The organism is Streptomyces sp. NBC_00075, from assembly GCF_045041225.1.
Classification (GTDB): domain Bacteria; phylum Actinomycetota; class Actinomycetes; order Streptomycetales; family Streptomycetaceae; genus Streptomyces; species Streptomyces adonidis.
Map to the genome: position 1 here is coordinate 3,694,045 of NZ_CP108243.1, position 16,822 is coordinate 3,710,866.

Here is a 16,822-nt window from a genome sequence, read left to right on the forward strand (position 1 = left end):
CGTGGATTCCTGCTCGGATTTCTTTACGTTGTCGGTCAGGCACCATGAACACGAGGCAGGTGCCGGACGGGTTCACTGGTTCGTGGGGAATTTCGTGGGGGCCGGATTGAGGTCCGTGTGCTCGTTGTTGTTGATGCCGGCGATGAACTTCGTCGGGAGAATGGCGACGGCCACCTCGGGTGCCTTCGTCTTGAAGATGTAGTCGTTCTCCAGCTTCTTGTTGGCCAGTGAATTGCCGACACCGAGACCGGTCTTGATGCCGGCGTTCTCCAGCGCGGTCTGCTGGTCCGTGCCTCCCGCGATCTGGAAGCCCGCGGTGGCGAGGTTGCCGATGGCGCCCTTGATGGCGCTGGTGACCGCCTCGTAGCCGTAGACGTTGAGATCGGTCACCGAGTCGGGGCCGCCGGTGTTGGCGTAGTAGTCGTGGACGGGCGAGTGGTTCTGCTGGAAACCGCCGGAAGCATCCAGCTCGGTGGTCTGACCGGCCCCGTCCTTCACCTTGATCGCGCCGCTCTCGCCCGCGTCGACGTTGAATGTGCTCTGGTTCCCCGCGCCGTCGGTGCTGGTGACGGTGCCTGAGACGCCGTCGTTGGCGATGTCGAGGTTGGTCGTCTGGTTGCCGCCGCCCTGAGCGGGCACGTTGGACTGGAAGTTGGCGGTGCCGTCGGGGTTCTGGGTGATGACCGTGCCGGCCCCGTTGGTGGCGATGGCCGTGCCGTTGGTGGTGGTGGCCGTGCCGTTGTTGAAGGCGGCCGTCGGTCCTTCCGTGCCCTGCGGGCTGGTCACGAAGGGGTTCGCGCCGCCGGTGACGGTGGTGCCGTTGCTCAGGGACGCCGTCGGCAACTGCACCGGCCCGTTGCCGACCGGGGGCGGCGGAGTGATGACGCTCGGTCCGGTCAGGGTGCCGTCCGGGCCGATGGTGACCGTGTCGGCCGGGTTGGTGCTGCCGGGCACCGACACCTCGAAGGTGCCGTCCCCGGTGGACTTCACGTCGAACGAGTCGCCGCCGCCGTGCACGGTGGAGCCGCCGCCCTGGACCGGGATCTCGACGCTCGGGCCGTTGTCCCCGTTGCCGCCCACGGTGAAGGTCTCCGGGCCGTTGGCCGGGGCCGGGTCGATCGGGTTGAGCGGGCCGTCGACCACACCGGACTTCTGGCCGGCGGTGAGGGGGTTCTCCTGCGTACCGGGGGACTTGGAGATGGTGACCGTGCCCGTGTCCACGGTGGACTTCCCGTTGAACCCGCCCTCGTGCTTGATCGAGCCGCCGCCGTCGAAGGCCGGTACCTCGATGGCGCCCTGCCCGTTGCCCGTCGCGGTGCCGATCTGGGTGTCGCCCGGGTTGGTGCCGACCGGATTGCCGGCCGTGTCGGCGACCGCGCCGGGTGCGGGGCCGAGGCCCGTGACACCGCCCGGGGCGAACTCACCCTTGGCGGGCCCGTAGGTGACGGAGAACTCGCCGTCCGGGCCGTTCGCGTTGGGGCCGTGGACGACGGTGGTGCCCGGCTCGGCGACCGGGGTGGCGCCGTGGGTGGTGATGGTCGGGCCGTTCGGCCCGTTGGACAGGGTGTTCTCGCCGCCGGTGAACTTCGGGCCGCCGAGGAAGCCCGTGTTCGCCGGCGTGTTCACCGTCACCTGGGTGTTGTCGGCGGCGATGTCGGCCTTGCTGGGCGAGTTCAGTACGGTCGTCTGGCCCGCCGGGTCGACCTGGTGACCGACGCCGAACTTGTCGCTGACGGTGGTGACCGTGCCGTTGTTCCCGTCGAACTTCGTGGTGAAGCCGTTCTGGGACAGGGTGATGTCGGTGCCGTCCGTGGCGATGGTGGAGCCGTTGCCGTTGGTGATGGTGTTGGCGGCGGGCGGGACTGCTCCCGGGGCACCCTGCGGCGGGCCCGCCGGCCGGTTCGGCACCTGGACGGTGGTGTTGTCGGGGCCGTTGGTCGTGAGCGACCCGTCGGGCGACGAGGTGGTCGTCGTGGTCGGTGCGCCGGGCGCGGGCTGGTTGGTGAAGGTGACGTTGCCGCCGGCGTCGATGCTGGTGGTGATGCCCTGGGAGTCGATCCCGCCGTTGGTGAGCGTGGCCTGCGTACCGGTGCCGGTGTTGGTGATGTCGGCGGTCGGGGTGTTTCCGGCGCCGGTGGTGCCGGGGGCGATGGTGACCGTGCCGTCGGTCACCGTCTTGTTGTTGCCGACACCGAAGTTGTTGGTGTTGTTGGTGTTGTCGGTGGCGACGGTGGTGCCGTCCGGGTTGTTGACGACTGTCGTACTGCCGCCCGCGGGGGCCTGGGTGGTGAGGGCGCCGGCGTTGTCCGTGGCCGCGGAGGCGACGGGGGTGGTGCCCACGTCGGTATGGGCGCCGTTCCCGGTCAGGGTGGAGGTGGAGCCGTCGGTGGTGGTGACCGTCGTCGGGTTGCCGTCGCCGGCCGGGGTCACGGTGACGCCGGGCTGGGTGCCGGGGCCGGTGACGGTGGTGGGGAGTCCGGTTCCGTTGTTGGTGCCGGTGCTGACGGTGGTGTTGCCGTGGCCGGCGGTGAAGGTGGTGCCGCCGTTGGTGACGGTGGAGCTGAACTGGACCGGGGTGAAGCCGGTGGTGTTCGTCGCCGTGATGCCGTTCGGGGTGGTGGTCACCTGGAACGAGCCCGACTTGACGGTGGTGTTGCCGTTGTTCACCGACACCGTGGTGTCGTTGTCGCCCTTGAAGGTGATGGTGGACCCGCCGGTGCCGTCGACACCGATGGTCGCGTCGCCCAGGGTCACCGGACTGCCGACCGCGGGCTGCGGGAGCGGGGGCGGAGGCGTCGGCGGGCGATCGGCCCCACCCGCCGTGCTGGTGCCGGGGGCGCCCGCGGTGCTGGTGCCGGGGGCGCCCGCCGTGCTGGTGCCGGGGGTGCCCGCCGTGCTGGTGCCGGGGGCGCCCGTCGTACCGGCACCGGTGTCGATCGGGGCGATCGTGCCGTCCTTGCCGATGGTGAACTGCTGGCCGTCGGTGGTCAGTACGGCGGATCCGTCGGGGTTCACCACGGTCGTGCTGGTGGGCGTGGTGATCGTGCCGGTCGGCGACTGCGAGATGTTGCCGACGTCGAAGGCACCGTTCGTCCCCACGTCGAACGAGGTGTCGTTCGTGGTGAAGGTGGCCTTGTCCGGGGTGAAGGCGATCGACTTGCCCGCCGCCTCGATGGTGCCGCCGCCGTTCGGGTTGGTCGTGATGCCGCCCACCTGCACGCCGCCGTCCGGGCTCACGGTGATCGGCTGACCGGTACCCGGTGTCACGTCGAGCGTTCCGGCGGGGCCGTTGAACTGGACGGTGCTGGGGTTGGGCGCCCCCGTGTTCACCGTGAAGCCGGTGTTGTCGAGGGTGGTCGTGATGTTTCCGGCCCCGTTCGGGGTCGTGATGGTGGCGCCGCCGCCCGGCGGGAGACTGGTGGTGACGTTGCCGTCGACCACGGTCACCGGCGCGGCACTGTTCGCCGGGGGCACGGTGACGGTCTGGTTGCCGCCCTGGTTGTTGGTGACGGTGATGTTGCCCGCGTTGTCGATGTCGACCGGGCTGCCGCCGTTCACCGTGATCGAGCCGTTGCCGATTCCCGTGTTGGCGTTGATCACGGTGTTGTTGCCCAGATCGATGTCGACGACGCCGGTCGCCGGGTCGTGCGTGATCACGGGCGCGGCACCGTTCGCGGGGTTCGGGTTATTGAACACCGAGGTGGTGTTGTTCCCGTTCCCGATCGAGAAGCCGTCGCCCGAGACGGTGGTGAAGGCACCCTGGTCGTTGACGGTGATTCCGCTGGGCGTGGTGATCCCGTTGCCGTCGATGGTGAAGTTCGGCGGTATCACGACCGCCGGGTCCGCGCCGGGAACGGTGGGCGGGTTGATCACCGTCGGACCGCCGTTGCCCACGGTGGAGATGTCACCGAACGAGCCGGAGGTCGTGAAGCCGCCGCCCGGCGTCAACTCGGTGTTGATCGTGGGCTTGTCCTTGAAGCCCGGGGCGAAGGGGGCGAAGGCGACGTCGCTCGCCTTCTGGCCGATGCCAGGACCTTCGAGCGGTGTCGTGATCGTGGTCTGTGTGCCGTTCGAGGTGATGACGTCCCCGACCGGGCTCTTGATGGTGTTCGTTCCGCCCGTGGTCTCGGAGGTGAAACCGTCGGGCGTGGTGGTCTTGGTCGAGACGACCGGGGCCGGCGGCTCGAAGAAGGGCAGCCCGTCACCGACCAGGTCCGGCTTCTGCGCCGCCGGAGTGAGCTTGGCCTCGGTCTTCGTGCCGTCCGGCGTGGAGACCTTCGTCTTGAGCGCCCCGGTCCCCGCGTCCACCGTCGTACTGCTGTTGATGCCGTTGAAGCCGATCTTCTGGGGCAGCTCCAGGCCGTTGACGAACAGGATGTCGCCGGGCTTGAACGTGCCGTTGGTGATGCCCAGGCTCGCCGGCGAGAACGCCTTGTCGATGTTGCTCTTGAACTTGCCCTTGATGGTGAAGGCGTTCTTGATGCTGTTGGCGAACTTCGTGCCGCCGAAGGCACCCAGCAGACCGCCGGTGGCCGCGCCGACCAGCCCGCCGAGGGCGGCGCCCCCGATGTCGAACTTCTTTTTGTCGACCTTTGCCGTGATGCCCGCGGCAAGCAGCCCGAGCCCGAAGTCGGTGGCGACGTCGATGCCCACCTTGCCGGCCAGCGCGAGCCCCGGTGTGATCTTGAGACCGGTCCCGGCGAGCCCCTTGCTCAGCGGATTGATGATCTTCCGGATGAAGGTCGACCCCTGGACGATCTTCGCCAGGCCCGCCGAGATCGTCCCGGCCCCCTTGCCCAGTTTGGCGAAGAACGGAGCGAATTTCGCCACCTTGGCTCCCGTGAGACCCAGCTTGCCGAGACCGCCGAGGAGGACTCCGCCGGGCACCAGGGTCAGCAGGCCGATCACGATCTCACCCACGTCGAACTTGCCCTGGGAGGCCATCCTGATGATCGTGAAGGCGAACACGATCGCGCCCAGGATGACGCCCACGAACGGCAGGAAGACCGAGATGATCCCGACCAGGATGCCCGCGATGATCTCCAGGAACGGGTTGTCCGCGAGGAAGTCCCCGATCTTCTTGAGGACCCCCCGCTCCGGGATGGCCTTCGACGCCGCGTCGTCCAGGACGACCGACGCCCGGCGGGACCCGTCCTCCCGCAGCCGCTCCGCGTCCCGCCCCAGCGACTGCGCCGCCGAGAGCTGCTGCTTCGCCCCGTTGATCCGGTCGACCTCGCCCTCGCGGGCCTCGACCTGCTCCGGGGTGGCGTCCGGCGGAGCCTGTGCCGGAGGCTCCGCGTTGGCGGTGGCCGCCACCTCCTGGCCCTGATCGATCGCCCGGTCCAGCATCGACTGCGCCTCGGTGAGCGTGTTGGCGTAGTCGTCGTACGCGGTGGCGGCACGCTGGAACGAGTCCCGGGTGTCCTCCAGCATCCCCGGCAGCTCCTTGATCCGCTCCTTCAGAGCGTCCATGGCCTGCCCCTTGCCCTGTCTGATCCGCCCGTCGTCGCGCAGCAGACCGAGCGCCTCACCTGCGCCGTCCCCGAGTTCGCGATAGTTCCTCGACAGGTTTCGGATCGCTTCCGGATCGCCCGGGGTGGGGTCCTCGGAGAACCCCAGAACCTCCCACCCGGTCGGGTGTCGTCGCGCCATTTCCGTCCTCCCCGCTCATCAATCGACTCAGCGGTGCCAGAAACGGGTGTCGGAGCCGCCTGGTTCAAACGGAATCGCTCAGGCGTTGAACCGACTCGGGTCCCCCGGCCGTGTGCTCGCCGACGCGCCGGGAGTGCGCGTCCGCGGAACTGCTGGAGGAGGACGAGAAAGATGCGAGACGCCCCAACCCCCCCGAACCCGGGGACGATGCCCCGGACACAGCCGTCACCGGCCATGCCCGACGCACGCCGCCGACGCGACGCGACGCGGCTGGCCATGGTGTGCGGGTTCGCGCTGGCCGCCTCGATGGCGCTGCCCGCCACGGCGTACGCGCTCTCGCCGACGGGACTGTCGGTACCGTCGGCGTCGGCACGGCCGGCCGAGCTGTCGCAGGCACGGCCGCTCACGCTGTCGGCGGCGCTGCCGGCCGTACGGGCCGCCGGCGGACGGCCCGGCGCCGTGCTGCGGGTCGCCGATGAAGTGACCAAGTTCTACGTCGTGAAGACTCCGGCCGAGAACGGCGGCGAACCCGACATCCTGTTCAACATCGCCGCCAGGACGCTCGGCGACGGCAACCGGTTCGACGAGATCCTGGTCCTCAACACCGGGCGTGTCCTGCCCAACGGCGAGATCTTCGCGAGCCCCGACCAGACCACGCCGGGGTTCGCACTGCTGCTGCCCGCCGACGCCGAGGGCCCGGACGTCCAGTTCGGCGTACTTCCTGAGGAACCGGTGGCGGGAGACACGGCCGGCACCCCGGCACAGAACCCGTCGGCGGCACCCTCGCCCGCGCAGTCCGCGCCGGCCACCGCCGTGAACAACTCCCGGTCGGCCAACCCCTTCGCGTCCATCGGCGACCGGGTGTCCCTGCCGGTGCTCATCGGCGGAGTCGCCGGAGTCGCCGGGCTGACCGTGATGATCGTCGCCCGTCGGCCGCTCGGCCGGGCCGCGCGAAGGACGGGATCCGGAATCGCCCGGGGCGCCCGGGTGCTGCGTCCCCGGCTGCCCCGCGGCATGGCCCTGGCGCTGCGCCGCCGCAGGCGTGGGGTCCTGGCCCGGCGGCTGGCGGCGGACAGCCGCACCCCGGTGATGGTGCGTCAGGCGCTGCGCGAGCTCGTACGATCCGACGGGCCGGCCACGTCAGGACCGGTGCGGGTCTACAGCGTGCAGGCCGAACCGGCGAGGCTGCTGGCCTCGGTGTCCGGCGCGGCCGAGGCACCGGCGCCGTGGACCGCCGTCGCGCCCACCAGCTGGGAGCGCGCCGGGCTGCCGACGGTCATCGAGACCGACAGCCCGGACGACGCACCGGACCTCCCGCTGCTCGCCCGGGTCGGCATCAACGACCGCGGCGCCCAGGTCATGGTCGACCTCGGCCAGATCAATGGTTCGCTGAGCGTGCGCGGCGACCTCGGCGTGGCCCAGGACACGGTGGCGACGCTCGTACGCGGACTGCTGGAACTGCCCCGCCAGGGCACCGTGGTGGTGGCGGTGGACCCGAACGCGACCGTGCTGCCGGGCGTGCACGGTCTGGTCCGGGTCCCTTCCGTGGCGGAGATCAAGGGCCGGGCCCCGGCCGAAGTGCTCAGCGCCGCCGAGGAGTTGGGCGTCGGCCTGGTGCGCGGCGCGGGCCGTACGGGCGAGGCGACCGGGCTGATCATGCTGCTTCAGCCCTCGACGGGCGACGAGGCGCGGGCGCTCGCGGAACTGGCGACGCCGGACGGCGGTGGCTGGATCGTCCTCACGGTGGGCGATGTGCCCGGGGCGCACTGGCGCTGGTACGCCGAGCCGGACGGCACGGTGGATCTGGGCGTTCTCGGCCTGCGGGTGACGGTCCCGACACAGGCCCTGGCCGGTATCGGCTCCGGCCGCGTGTGACCCGTAAAAAATCTTCGAAACAAACATCCTGGAACTGAACCCCCTTCCCGCGGGGGCCGTGTTGATGGCAGCAGCGGATACAAACGGATACAGCGGAAAAGAGCGGCGGAGGGAAAAAGTCCCGGAGGAAAGCCCCGGAAGGAATTCCGTGACCGGATAACGGCCGGTCCGCGAAGAACTCCGTCCCGGCGGTTGTCTGGTCCTCCTCCACGGCCGCCGGGACGGTGCCCCGCTCATTGAGTCACCTCGTTCACACCCATTCATCGAAAACACGGGCGCGGCGAAACGCGCCCCGATTCGGAAACGGAAGAGGAAAAGTCATGCGAAAGTGGCAGAGCATTTCGATCGCGGTCACGGCGGCGGCGATCATGCTGACGTCGGCCTGCGGGGGGTCGCAGGACGAGGCGGCTCCCGCGGGCGCCGCGGTGAGCGTGGCCCCGAGCGGGGCGGCGGCCACACCGGCGGGCGCGGGTGTCGGCGCCGGCACCGGTGTGGGAGACGTGGTGAACGTGGCGCCGGCGGCGGCGGGCAAGCTCAGCATCTGGGAGAGCGCCGAGCTGGGGCCGGTCGTCACCGACAGCGCGGGTTTCACGCTCTACCGCTTCGACAAGGACACCGCCCAGCCCTCGCAGTCCAACTGTGCCGGGGAGTGCGCCACGACCTGGCCGCCCGTCCTGGCCGACGGCGCCTCGGCCGCGGACGGCATGGACGCCGCGCTGCTCGGCAAGGTGGCCCGCGCCGACGGTACCGAACAGCTCACCCTCGCCGGCTGGCCGCTGTACCGCTTCGCCAAGGACACCCAGCCGCGCCAGACCAACGGCCAGGGCGTGGGCGGCACCTGGTTCGCGGCAGCCCCCGACGGCACCAAGGCCAACGCCGACACGGCCACCGGCTCGGGCTACGGTGCCGATGCCGGGCAGACCGAAGAACTCCCGCCGCTCTCCACCGTCGACAACGCCAAGCTCGGCGAGATCGTCCGCGACGGCAAGGGCCGCACCCTGTACCGCTTCACCAAGGACACCGACTGGCCGATGAAGTCCAACTGCGTCGACGCCTGCCTGGAGAAGTGGAAGCCCGCCAAGCCGGTCGACGCAGGCGCCGTCGAGGGCATCGACTCCAAGCTCCTCTCCACCTACAAGCGCTCCGACGGCACCGAGCAACTCGCCCTCGACTGCTGGCCGCTCTACTGGTTCACCGGTGACCAGACCCCGGGCGACACCAACGGCCAGGGCGTCGGCGGCACCTGGTTCGCGGTGAAAGCGGACGGCAGCCTCGCCGAATAGCACCGGGCCGCTCCGGGCTGTGCCACGTTGCCGCGGCAGCTGGTTCAGCACCTGGCCAAAGGTTGAAACGGACCCAGGAACTCCCGCCGACCGTACGGCGTCGAGCCCGCACGGGAACGACGGAGGGCCGAGTTCACGAAGAGAACCCGGCCCGAATCCACACGTCGAACCCACCATATTAACGTTCAGTAATGCTTTGGTCACACATTGAACCTGAACTCCACAACGTCCCCGTCCTGCATCACATACTCCTTGCCCTCCATGCGCGCCTTGCCCTTGGCGCGGGCCTCGGCGACCGAGCCGGTCTCCACCAGGTCGGCGAAGGAGATGACCTCGGCCTTGATGAAGCCCTTCTGGAAGTCCGTGTGGATGACTCCCGCGGCCTCGGGGGCCGTCGCGCCCTTCTTGATGGTCCAGGCGCGGGATTCCTTGGGGCCGGCCGTCAGGTAGGTCTGGAGGCCCAGGGTGTCGAAGCCGACGCGGGCGAGGGTGGTGAGGCCCGGCTCCTCGGCGCCGACGGACTCCAGGAGTTCCATCGCGTCCTCCTCGTCCAGTTCGGCGAGGTCCTGCTCCAGCTTGGCGTTGAGGAAGATCGCCTCGGCCGGGGCGACCAGGGCGCGCTGCTCGTTCTTGAAGTCCTCGTCGGTCAGTTCGTCCTCGTCGACGTTGAAGACGTAGAGGAAGGGCTTGGTCGTGAGGAGGTGCAGGTCGTGGAGGAGTTCCTCGTTGCCCGAGCCCTGGACGATGCCCTGGGAGAACAGGGTGTCGCCCCTCTCCAGGATCTCCTTGGCCTCCTCGACCGCCTTGACCTTGGGCGCGATGTCCTTCTTGATGCGCGACTCCTTCTGGAGGCGCGGCAGGACCTTCTCGATGGTCTGGAGGTCGGCGAGGATCAGCTCGGTGTTGATCGTCTCGATGTCGTCCTTCGGCGAGACCTTGCCGTCGACATGGACGACGTTCTCGTCCTTGAAGGCGCGGATGACCTGGCAGATCGCGTCCGACTCACGGATGTTCGCGAGGAACTTGTTGCCCAGCCCCTCGCCCTCCGACGCGCCCTTCACGATGCCCGCGATGTCGACGAAGTCGACGGTCGCCGGGAGGGTCTTCTGCGAGGAGAAGATCTCGGCCAGCTTCGTCAGACGCGGGTCGGGGACACCGACCACGCCGACGTTCGGCTCGATCGTGGCGAACGGGTAGTTGGCCGCCAGCACGTCGTTCTTGGTCAGGGCGTTGAACAGGGTCGACTTGCCGACATTCGGCAGGCCGACGATTCCGATCGTGAGCGACACGTTGCGACTTCCCGTACGAGAGGAGGGTGAGGAGGGTGGAGACGATCCCTCAGTCTACGGGCGTTTCTTCGGCGTGTCTGAAGGGCCGGTCCCCGCACAGGCCGACCTAGGTTGGTCCAGTGGAGCAACACAGGATCCGACACCGTCCCCCGCACTCCGGCCCGGCCCGGCCCGTAGGCGGCGCCAGGGGAGGCACCGGGAAAGCGGCGGCCGGATCCCGGCGCCCCTCGGCCCCCGCCCGGCGGCCCGCTCCCCCGGTCGTGCAGGCCCTGCGGCGGATGCCGAACCCCCGGCTCACCGGGCTCGGCGGCGGGCTGTTCTGCGCGGCGCTGATGGTCGTGCTCGGCTGTCTCGACCAGCTGCTGTTCGGGGCGTCCCTGACGGCGTACGGCGTGCTGTTCCTGCCGGTGTGCGTGCTGACCGCGGCCTGGGTGCGGGGCGCGGACCTGGTGACCGCGCCCGTCGTCGTACCCATCGCCTTCACCGTGGGCCTGCTGCCCTTGGCCGACGGCGACGGGGTCTTCGGCCGCCTGATGGGCATCGTCACCGCACTCGCCACCCAGGCCGGGTGGCTGTACGGGGGGACGCTCGTCGCAGGCGTCATCGTGACCGTGCGGAAGGTGCGCCTGATGAACCGGCGGGCGGGGCGGGGGCGAGCCGGCAGGACCGCGTAGGCCCTTGGCCGCTCCCGGCCGACAGGGACCGCGAGGCCCTGGTCGGTCCCGGCCGACCGCCCCCTTCCGCCTCCTACGCCTCCTTGGCCGCCCGCATCGCCGCGCCCACGATCCCCGCGTTGTTCTGGAGCTCCGCCGGAACGATCTCCGCCTTGATGCCCTCGATCAGCGGCAGGAACTTGGCGGACTTGCGGCTGACCCCGCCACCGATGATGAACAGGTCCGGGGAGAACAGCATCTCCACGTGCGCCAGATACTTCTGCACGCGGTGGGCCCAGTGCTCCCACGTCAGTTCGTTGTCGTCCTTGGCCTTGGTGGACGCGCGGGTCTCCGCGTCGTGGCCGTGCAGTTCCAGGTGGCCCAGTTCCGTGTTCGGGACCAGGACGCCCTCGCAGAAGAGGGCGCTGCCGATGCCCGTACCGAAGGTCAGGAGGATGACGGTGCCTCTGCGGTCGCGGCCCGCGCCGAACTGCATCTCGGCGACACCCGCGGCGTCCGCGTCGTTCAGCACCGTCACCGGGAGGCCGCCCAGGCGGTCGCTCAGCAACGCGCGCGCGTCCGTGTCGATCCAGTTCTTGTCGACGTTCGCCGCCGTACGGATCGTCGAGCCGCCCGTGACGACGCCCGGGAAGGTGATCCCGACCGGGCCCGTCCAGCCGAAGTGGCCGACGACCTCCTTCACGCCGTCCGCCACCGCGTCGGGCGTGGCCGGGTGCGGGGTCAGCACCTTGAAGCGCTCCTCCGCAAGGTCGCCCCTGTCCAGGTCCACAGGGGCGCCCTTGATCCCTGACCCGCCGATGTCCACGCCAAAGATGTGCATGGCTCTACGTTACGGCGTACGACTGACAGTCACTCGCCCGAGGGGGGCGTAACGGGGGTGCCGGGGGTGGCAGGGGCGGAGCCCGTGCGCTGCGCCACCAGTTCCGCCGCCTCCGCACGCAGGTCGCGGCGGAGTTCCTTCGGGAGCGAGAAGGTGATGGACTCCTCCGCCGCCTTGACCAGCTCCACGTCCTCGAAGCCGCGCTGCGACAGGTACTCCAGGACCTGCTCCACCAGGATCTCGGGGACCGACGCGCCCGAGGTGACGCCGACCGTCGACACGCCGTCCAGCCAGGCCTCGTCGATCTCGTCGGCGAAGTCCACGAGGTACGCCTCGCGGGAGCCGGCGAGCTTCGCGACCTCGACCAGGCGGACCGAGTTCGAGGAGTTCTTGGAGCCGACGACGATCACCAGCTCCGCCTCCTCGCCCATCTGCTTCACGGCGAGCTGGCGGTTCTGCGTGGCGTAGCAGATGTCGTCGCTGGGCGGGGAGATCAGCTGCGGGAACTTCTCCTTGAGGGCGTCGACGGTCTCCATCGTCTCGTCCACGGAGAGGGTGGTCTGGGACAGCCAGACGACCCTCGACGGGTCGCGGACCTCGACCTTCGAGACGTCCTTCGGGCCGTCCACGAGGGTGATGTGGTCCGGGGCCTCGCCCGAGGTGCCGATGACCTCCTCGTGGCCCTCGTGACCGATCAGGAGGATGTCGTAGTCCTCCTTGGCGAAGCGGACGGCTTCCTTGTGGACCTTGGTGACGAGGGGGCAGGTCGCGTCGATGGTCGCGAGCTTGCCTGCGGCGGCCTCGTCGTGGACGACGGGGGCGACGCCGTGCGCGGAGAACATGACGATCGATCCCTCGGGGACCTCCGCGGTCCGCTCGACGAAGATCGCGCCCTTCTTTTCGAGGGTCTGTACGACGTACTTGTTGTGCACGATCTCGTGCCGGACGTAGATGGGGGCCCCGTACTGTTCGAGGGCCTTCTCGACGGCGATCACGGCGCGGTCCACGCCCGCGCAGTAGCCTCGGGGGGCGGCGAGCAGGACACGGCGGCCAGGCGAAGCGGTCATGTTCACCATCGTACGTGCGCGGTGGGTGGGGTGGCGATTGTGTGGTTTTCGCCCCCGCCGCCCCTACCCGTCCCATCCTCGGGGGCTCCGCCCCCGAACCCCCGCTCCTCAAACGCCGGAGGGGCTGAATACCCAGCCCGTCCGGCGTTTGAGGACAAAGGGGGTCTGGGGGCGCAGCCCCCAGGGATGGGAACGGGTAGGGGCGGCGGGGGCGAGAGATGTCAGTGGGCGCCGATAGTCTCGGCTCATGGCTCTCAATACGTCCGCTGACGCTCCGCTGCCTGTCGGTGAGGTGTCGCGGCTCATCGGGGGGTGGATCGATCGGCTCGGTGCCGTGTGGGTCGAGGGGCAGATCACCCAGTTGTCGCGGCGGCCGGGTGCCGGTGTCGTGTTTCTGACGTTGCGTGATCCCTCTCACGACATCTCCGTGGCCGTCACCTGTTATCGGCAGGTCTTCGACTCCGTCGCCGATGTGGTGAGCGAGGGAGCCCGCGTCATCGTGCTCGCCAAGCCCGAGTGGTACGCGCCCCGGGGGCAGTTGTCGCTGCGGGCCACCGAGATACGGCCTGTCGGGATCGGGGAACTGCTCGCCCGGCTGGAGCAGTTGAAGAAGGCCCTCGGCAACGAGGGGCTGTTCGCCGCCGAGCGGAAGAAGCCGCTGCCCTTTCTGCCCCAGCTCATCGGGCTCGTCTGCGGACGCGCCTCCGCCGCCGAGCGGGACGTTCTCGAGAACGCCCGTCGCCGGTGGCCCGCCGTCCGGTTCGAGGTGCGCAACGTCGCCGTGCAAGGTGTGCACGCCGTTTCGCAGGTCGTCCAGGCCGTGAAGGAGCTGGACGATCTCGATGACGTCGACGTGATCGTCGTGGCACGGGGTGGGGGGAGCGTCGAGGATCTGCTGCCCTTCTCCGACGAGCAGCTCGTCCGGGCGGTCGCCGCCTGTCGTACGCCCGTCGTCTCCGCCATCGGCCACGAACCCGACCATCCGCTGCTCGACTACGTCGCGGACCTGCGGGCCTCCACCCCCACCGACGCCGCCAAGAAGGTCGTACCGGACGTGGGCGAGGAGTACGAGCGCGTGCGGCTGCTGCTCGACCGGGCCCGGCGGTCCGTGCACGCCTTCGTGGACCGGGAGGAGCGCGGGCTCGCGCACGCCCTCGCGCGGCCCGTCATAGAGGATCCGCATCGGATGATCGACGAGCGGGCCGACCACGTCGCCGCCCTCGTCGAACGGTCACGGCGGACTCTCGGCCACCTTCTCGACCGCGCCGACTCCGAGGTGTCCCACACCCACGCGCGCGTGGTGGGCCTCTCCCCCGCCGCGACCCTGCGGCGCGGGTACGCGGTGCTTCAGCAGGCCGACGGGCACGTGGTCCGGGATCCGGGTGACGTCGCGGCCGGCGAGGTGCTGCGGGCGCGGGTCGCCGAGGGCGAGTTCACTGTCCGAGCCGATGTTGTCGATGGTGTCGATGTTTAGGGTGGGCGCATGACCAGCAGCAACGTGAGTGAGGCGCTCGGCTATGAGCAGGCGCGGGACGAACTGATCGACGTCGTACGGCGGCTGGAGACCGGCGGTACGACGCTGGAGGAGTCCCTCGCCCTCTGGGAGCGCGGCGAGGAGCTGGCCAAGGTCTGCCGGCAGTGGCTGGAGGGCGCGCGCAAGCGGCTCAACGCGGCCCTGGCCGAGGAACGGTCCGATGGGGAGGAAGAGTCCGACGGCGAGGGCCGGCCCGGCTCCGGGGGCGAGTGACCTCTCCGGCGGCCGGCCCGCCTCGCCCGCGTTCGCCTACGTCGTCTTCAGCGCCTGAGCCATCTTCGTCAGGCGGTCGAACGGTGCCGTGCCCGTCACCACCGTCGTGGAGCCCTTCTCGCGCAGCACCAGCGCGTCGTACTTGTCGCCCTCGTACCGCGTCCACGTCGCGTCCCCTATGCGCTGGGTGACCTTCGTCTCCTGGGCGCTCTGGGTCTTCTCGTCGATGAAGACGGACGGCTTCTGAGCGGACTGCTCCACCGCCACGTATTCACCCTCGGAGTCATGGAAGCCGAGGTGCCACGCGTCGAAGTTCTCGCCCGAGAAGCGCACCGAGGTCGCCTTCCAGTCGGCCGACAGGCCCTGGGGCGCGGCCACCGGATAGCTCGCGGCGCGGCGAGCGGTCAGCAACTCGACGCGGTAGTCGACCCTTTTGAGGTCGGGAGCGGAGTCGTCGTGCGGGATGAAGAGGTAGATCACTCCCGCCGCGAGACTGATGAGGCCCAGGGACAAGATCATGTCCCGGGCCGTCTTCTGCTTGCCGGTCCTGCCGGTCGCGCTGTTCGAGCCTGCCACGCCCCTATCGTCGCAGGTGCACCTGCCCGCTCATCCGTGGGGCCCCCTGCTCATTTTGTCTGCCTAACGATAGAGTCGGGGCCAACACCCTCATCCGGCCGTCGTCGTATCAGAAAGGTGCGTCTCGATGACCGAGCATCATCATCTGCCGTCCGAACTCGAAGTGCCCTCCGAAGCTCCCGACCGCAACCTGGCCCTGGAACTCGTCCGGGTGACCGAGGCCGCCGCGATGGCGGCGGGCCGCTGGGTCGGCCGCGGTGACAAGAACGGTGCCGATGGTGCCGCTGTCCGCGCCATGCGGACCCTCGTCTCGACCGTCTCGATGAACGGCGTCGTCGTCATCGGTGAGGGCGAGAAGGACGAGGCGCCCATGCTCTTCAACGGGGAGCGCGTCGGCGACGGGACCGGGCCCGAGTGCGACATCGCCGTCGACCCGATCGACGGTACGACCCTCACCGCCAAGGGCATGACGAACGCCATCGCGGTTCTCGCGGCCGCCGACCGTGGCTCGATGTTCGACCCGTCCGCCGTCTTCTACATGGACAAGCTGGTCACCGGGCCCGACGCCGCCGACTTCGTCGACATCAACGCGCCCGTCTCCGTGAACATCCGCCGGGTCGCCAAGGCCAAGCGGGTCACGCCGGAGGACGTCACCGTCGTCATCCTCGACCGGCCGCGTCACGAGGGCATCATCAAGGAGATCCGGGAGACCGGCGCGCGGATGAAGCTGATCTCCGACGGCGATGTCGCCGGGTCGATCCTCGCGCTGCGCGAGGGCACCGGCGTCGATCTGCTGCTCGGTATCGGTGGCACGCCCGAGGGCATCATCTCGGCCTGTGCCGTGAAGTGCCTCGGGGGCACCATCCAGGGCAAGTTGTGGCCGAAGGACGAGGATGAGCGGCAGCGGGCGGTGGACGCGGGGCACGATCTCGATCGTGTGCTGTTGACCGACGACCTGGTGTCCGGGGAGAACGTGTTCTTCGTCGCTACCGGGATCACCGATGGGGAACTGCTCCGCGGGGTTCGTTATCGGTCGGAGACGGCTACGACCGAGTCGATCGTGATGCGGTCGAAGTCGGGGACGGTTCGGCAGATTTCGTCCGAGCACAGGCTCAGCAAGCTGAGGGCTTACAGCGCGATCGACTTCGACCGGGCCAAGTAGGTCCGTGCAGTTCCGTCGGTTTGGTTCGGTTCGGTTCGGTTCGGGGGCTTCAGGTTGTGGGTCGCTGTGGGGGCTGGTCGCGCAGTTCCCCGCACCCCTGAGGGGCGCCCCGGCCAGCGCCTGTCGGCATGCTCCGCCTGATCCTCGTACCGAACACACGAAAGTAGAGGGCGTCCCCTGTGCGGAGGGGGCGCCCTCTGCCATGACCAGCCGGGTCAGCCGGCCGCGGCTATCGTGCCGCGGGCGGTCTTCTTGAGTTCCATTCCGCGGCGGCGGCGCCTGGCGAGGACGACTCGGCGTTCGGCGGCGGTGAGGCCGCCCCAGACTCCGTACGGCTCGGGTTGCAGCAGGGCGTGTTCGCGGCACTCGACCATGACGGGACAGCCTCCGCAGACCCGCTTGGCCGCCTCCTCCCGGGAGAGCCTGGCCGCGGTCGGTTCCTTGGAGGGGGCGAAGAAGAGACCGGCCTCGTCGCGCCGGCACACCGCCTCGGTGTGCCACGGGGCGTCCTGGTCCCTCTCTCGCACTGGCACCCGCTGGGGCGGAACGGCAGCGACCTGCAGGGACGAATGCGGCGGTTGCAGCACGGTCTACTCCTGACGACGGCTTCGCGAGCTGGAGGGAGCCGTGGGGCCCACGTGGACCGGGGCGACGGGTCCGGGGCGTCCGGGGCGTGC

12 protein-coding genes are annotated in these 16,822 nt (G+C 69.7%); 6 read left to right on the forward strand and 6 right to left on the reverse strand.

What is annotated here, in order from left to right; genetic code table 11:
- Positions 1-72: 72 nt before the first annotated feature.
- Positions 73-5,652 carry a hypothetical protein gene (locus OG787_RS15760; RefSeq protein WP_405535530.1) on the reverse strand — a complete coding sequence of 1,860 codons (5,580 nt, stop codon included), beginning with the start codon at positions 5,650-5,652 and terminating at the stop codon, positions 73-75.
- A gap of 234 nt (positions 5,653-5,886) precedes the next feature.
- Between OG787_RS15760 and OG787_RS15765 the strand changes: the two genes are divergently transcribed.
- Both OG787_RS15765 and OG787_RS15770 read left to right on the forward strand, forming a co-directional pair.
- Positions 5,887-7,527, forward strand: coding sequence for a hypothetical protein (locus tag OG787_RS15765; protein ID WP_405535531.1), 1,641 nt, complete (start codon positions 5,887-5,889; stop codon positions 7,525-7,527).
- A gap of 320 nt (positions 7,528-7,847) precedes the next feature.
- Positions 7,848-8,810: an SCO0930 family lipoprotein gene (locus OG787_RS15770; RefSeq protein WP_369036660.1), complete on the forward strand. Its 963-nt coding sequence runs from the start codon at positions 7,848-7,850 to the stop codon at positions 8,808-8,810.
- A gap of 200 nt (positions 8,811-9,010) precedes the next feature.
- Here OG787_RS15770 and ychF read toward each other — a convergent pair whose 3' ends face one another.
- A complete protein-coding gene (ychF, locus tag OG787_RS15775) occupies positions 9,011-10,099 on the reverse strand; it encodes a redox-regulated ATPase YchF (protein WP_369036654.1) in 1,089 nt (362 codons plus the stop codon).
- Positions 10,100-10,377: 278 nt separating this feature from the next.
- Between ychF and OG787_RS15780 the strand changes: the two genes are divergently transcribed.
- On the forward strand, positions 10,378-10,773 hold the full coding sequence (locus OG787_RS15780) for a DUF6542 domain-containing protein (protein ID WP_405535532.1): 396 nt from the start codon (positions 10,378-10,380) through the stop codon (positions 10,771-10,773).
- Between the two features lie 73 nt (positions 10,774-10,846).
- On the opposite strand, the gene ppgK is transcribed toward OG787_RS15780, so the two are convergent.
- Positions 10,847-11,593, reverse strand: a complete 747-nt coding sequence (gene ppgK / locus OG787_RS15785; protein ID WP_369036652.1) for a polyphosphate--glucose phosphotransferase — start codon at positions 11,591-11,593, stop codon at positions 10,847-10,849.
- Between the two features lie 29 nt (positions 11,594-11,622).
- Positions 11,623-12,669, reverse strand: coding sequence for a 4-hydroxy-3-methylbut-2-enyl diphosphate reductase (locus OG787_RS15790; RefSeq protein WP_405535533.1), 1,047 nt, complete (start codon positions 12,667-12,669; stop codon positions 11,623-11,625).
- 238 nt (positions 12,670-12,907) lie between these two features.
- On the opposite strand from OG787_RS15790, the gene xseA reads away from it, so the two are divergent.
- Complete coding sequence (gene xseA / locus OG787_RS15795; protein WP_369037905.1) at positions 12,908-14,134, forward strand: exodeoxyribonuclease VII large subunit; 1,227 nt, start codon at positions 12,908-12,910, stop codon at positions 14,132-14,134.
- 9 nt (positions 14,135-14,143) lie between these two features.
- The gene (locus tag OG787_RS15800) at positions 14,144-14,407 is read left to right on the forward strand and encodes an exodeoxyribonuclease VII small subunit (protein WP_369037904.1); all 264 of its coding nucleotides are present in this window, start codon (positions 14,144-14,146) and stop codon (positions 14,405-14,407) included.
- A 36-nt stretch (positions 14,408-14,443) separates the two neighbouring features.
- Here OG787_RS15800 and OG787_RS15805 read toward each other — a convergent pair whose 3' ends face one another.
- Complete coding sequence (locus OG787_RS15805; protein ID WP_369037903.1) at positions 14,444-14,983, reverse strand: DUF4245 domain-containing protein; 540 nt, start codon at positions 14,981-14,983, stop codon at positions 14,444-14,446.
- Between the two features lie 127 nt (positions 14,984-15,110).
- Between OG787_RS15805 and glpX the strand changes: the two genes are divergently transcribed.
- The gene (glpX, locus tag OG787_RS15810) at positions 15,111-16,145 is read left to right on the forward strand and encodes a class II fructose-bisphosphatase (protein WP_369037902.1); all 1,035 of its coding nucleotides are present in this window, start codon (positions 15,111-15,113) and stop codon (positions 16,143-16,145) included.
- Between the two features lie 215 nt (positions 16,146-16,360).
- On the opposite strand, the gene OG787_RS15815 is transcribed toward glpX, so the two are convergent.
- Positions 16,361-16,732: a WhiB family transcriptional regulator gene (locus tag OG787_RS15815; RefSeq protein ID WP_405535534.1), complete on the reverse strand. Its 372-nt coding sequence runs from the start codon at positions 16,730-16,732 to the stop codon at positions 16,361-16,363.
- Between the last annotated feature and the right edge of the window lie 90 nt (positions 16,733-16,822).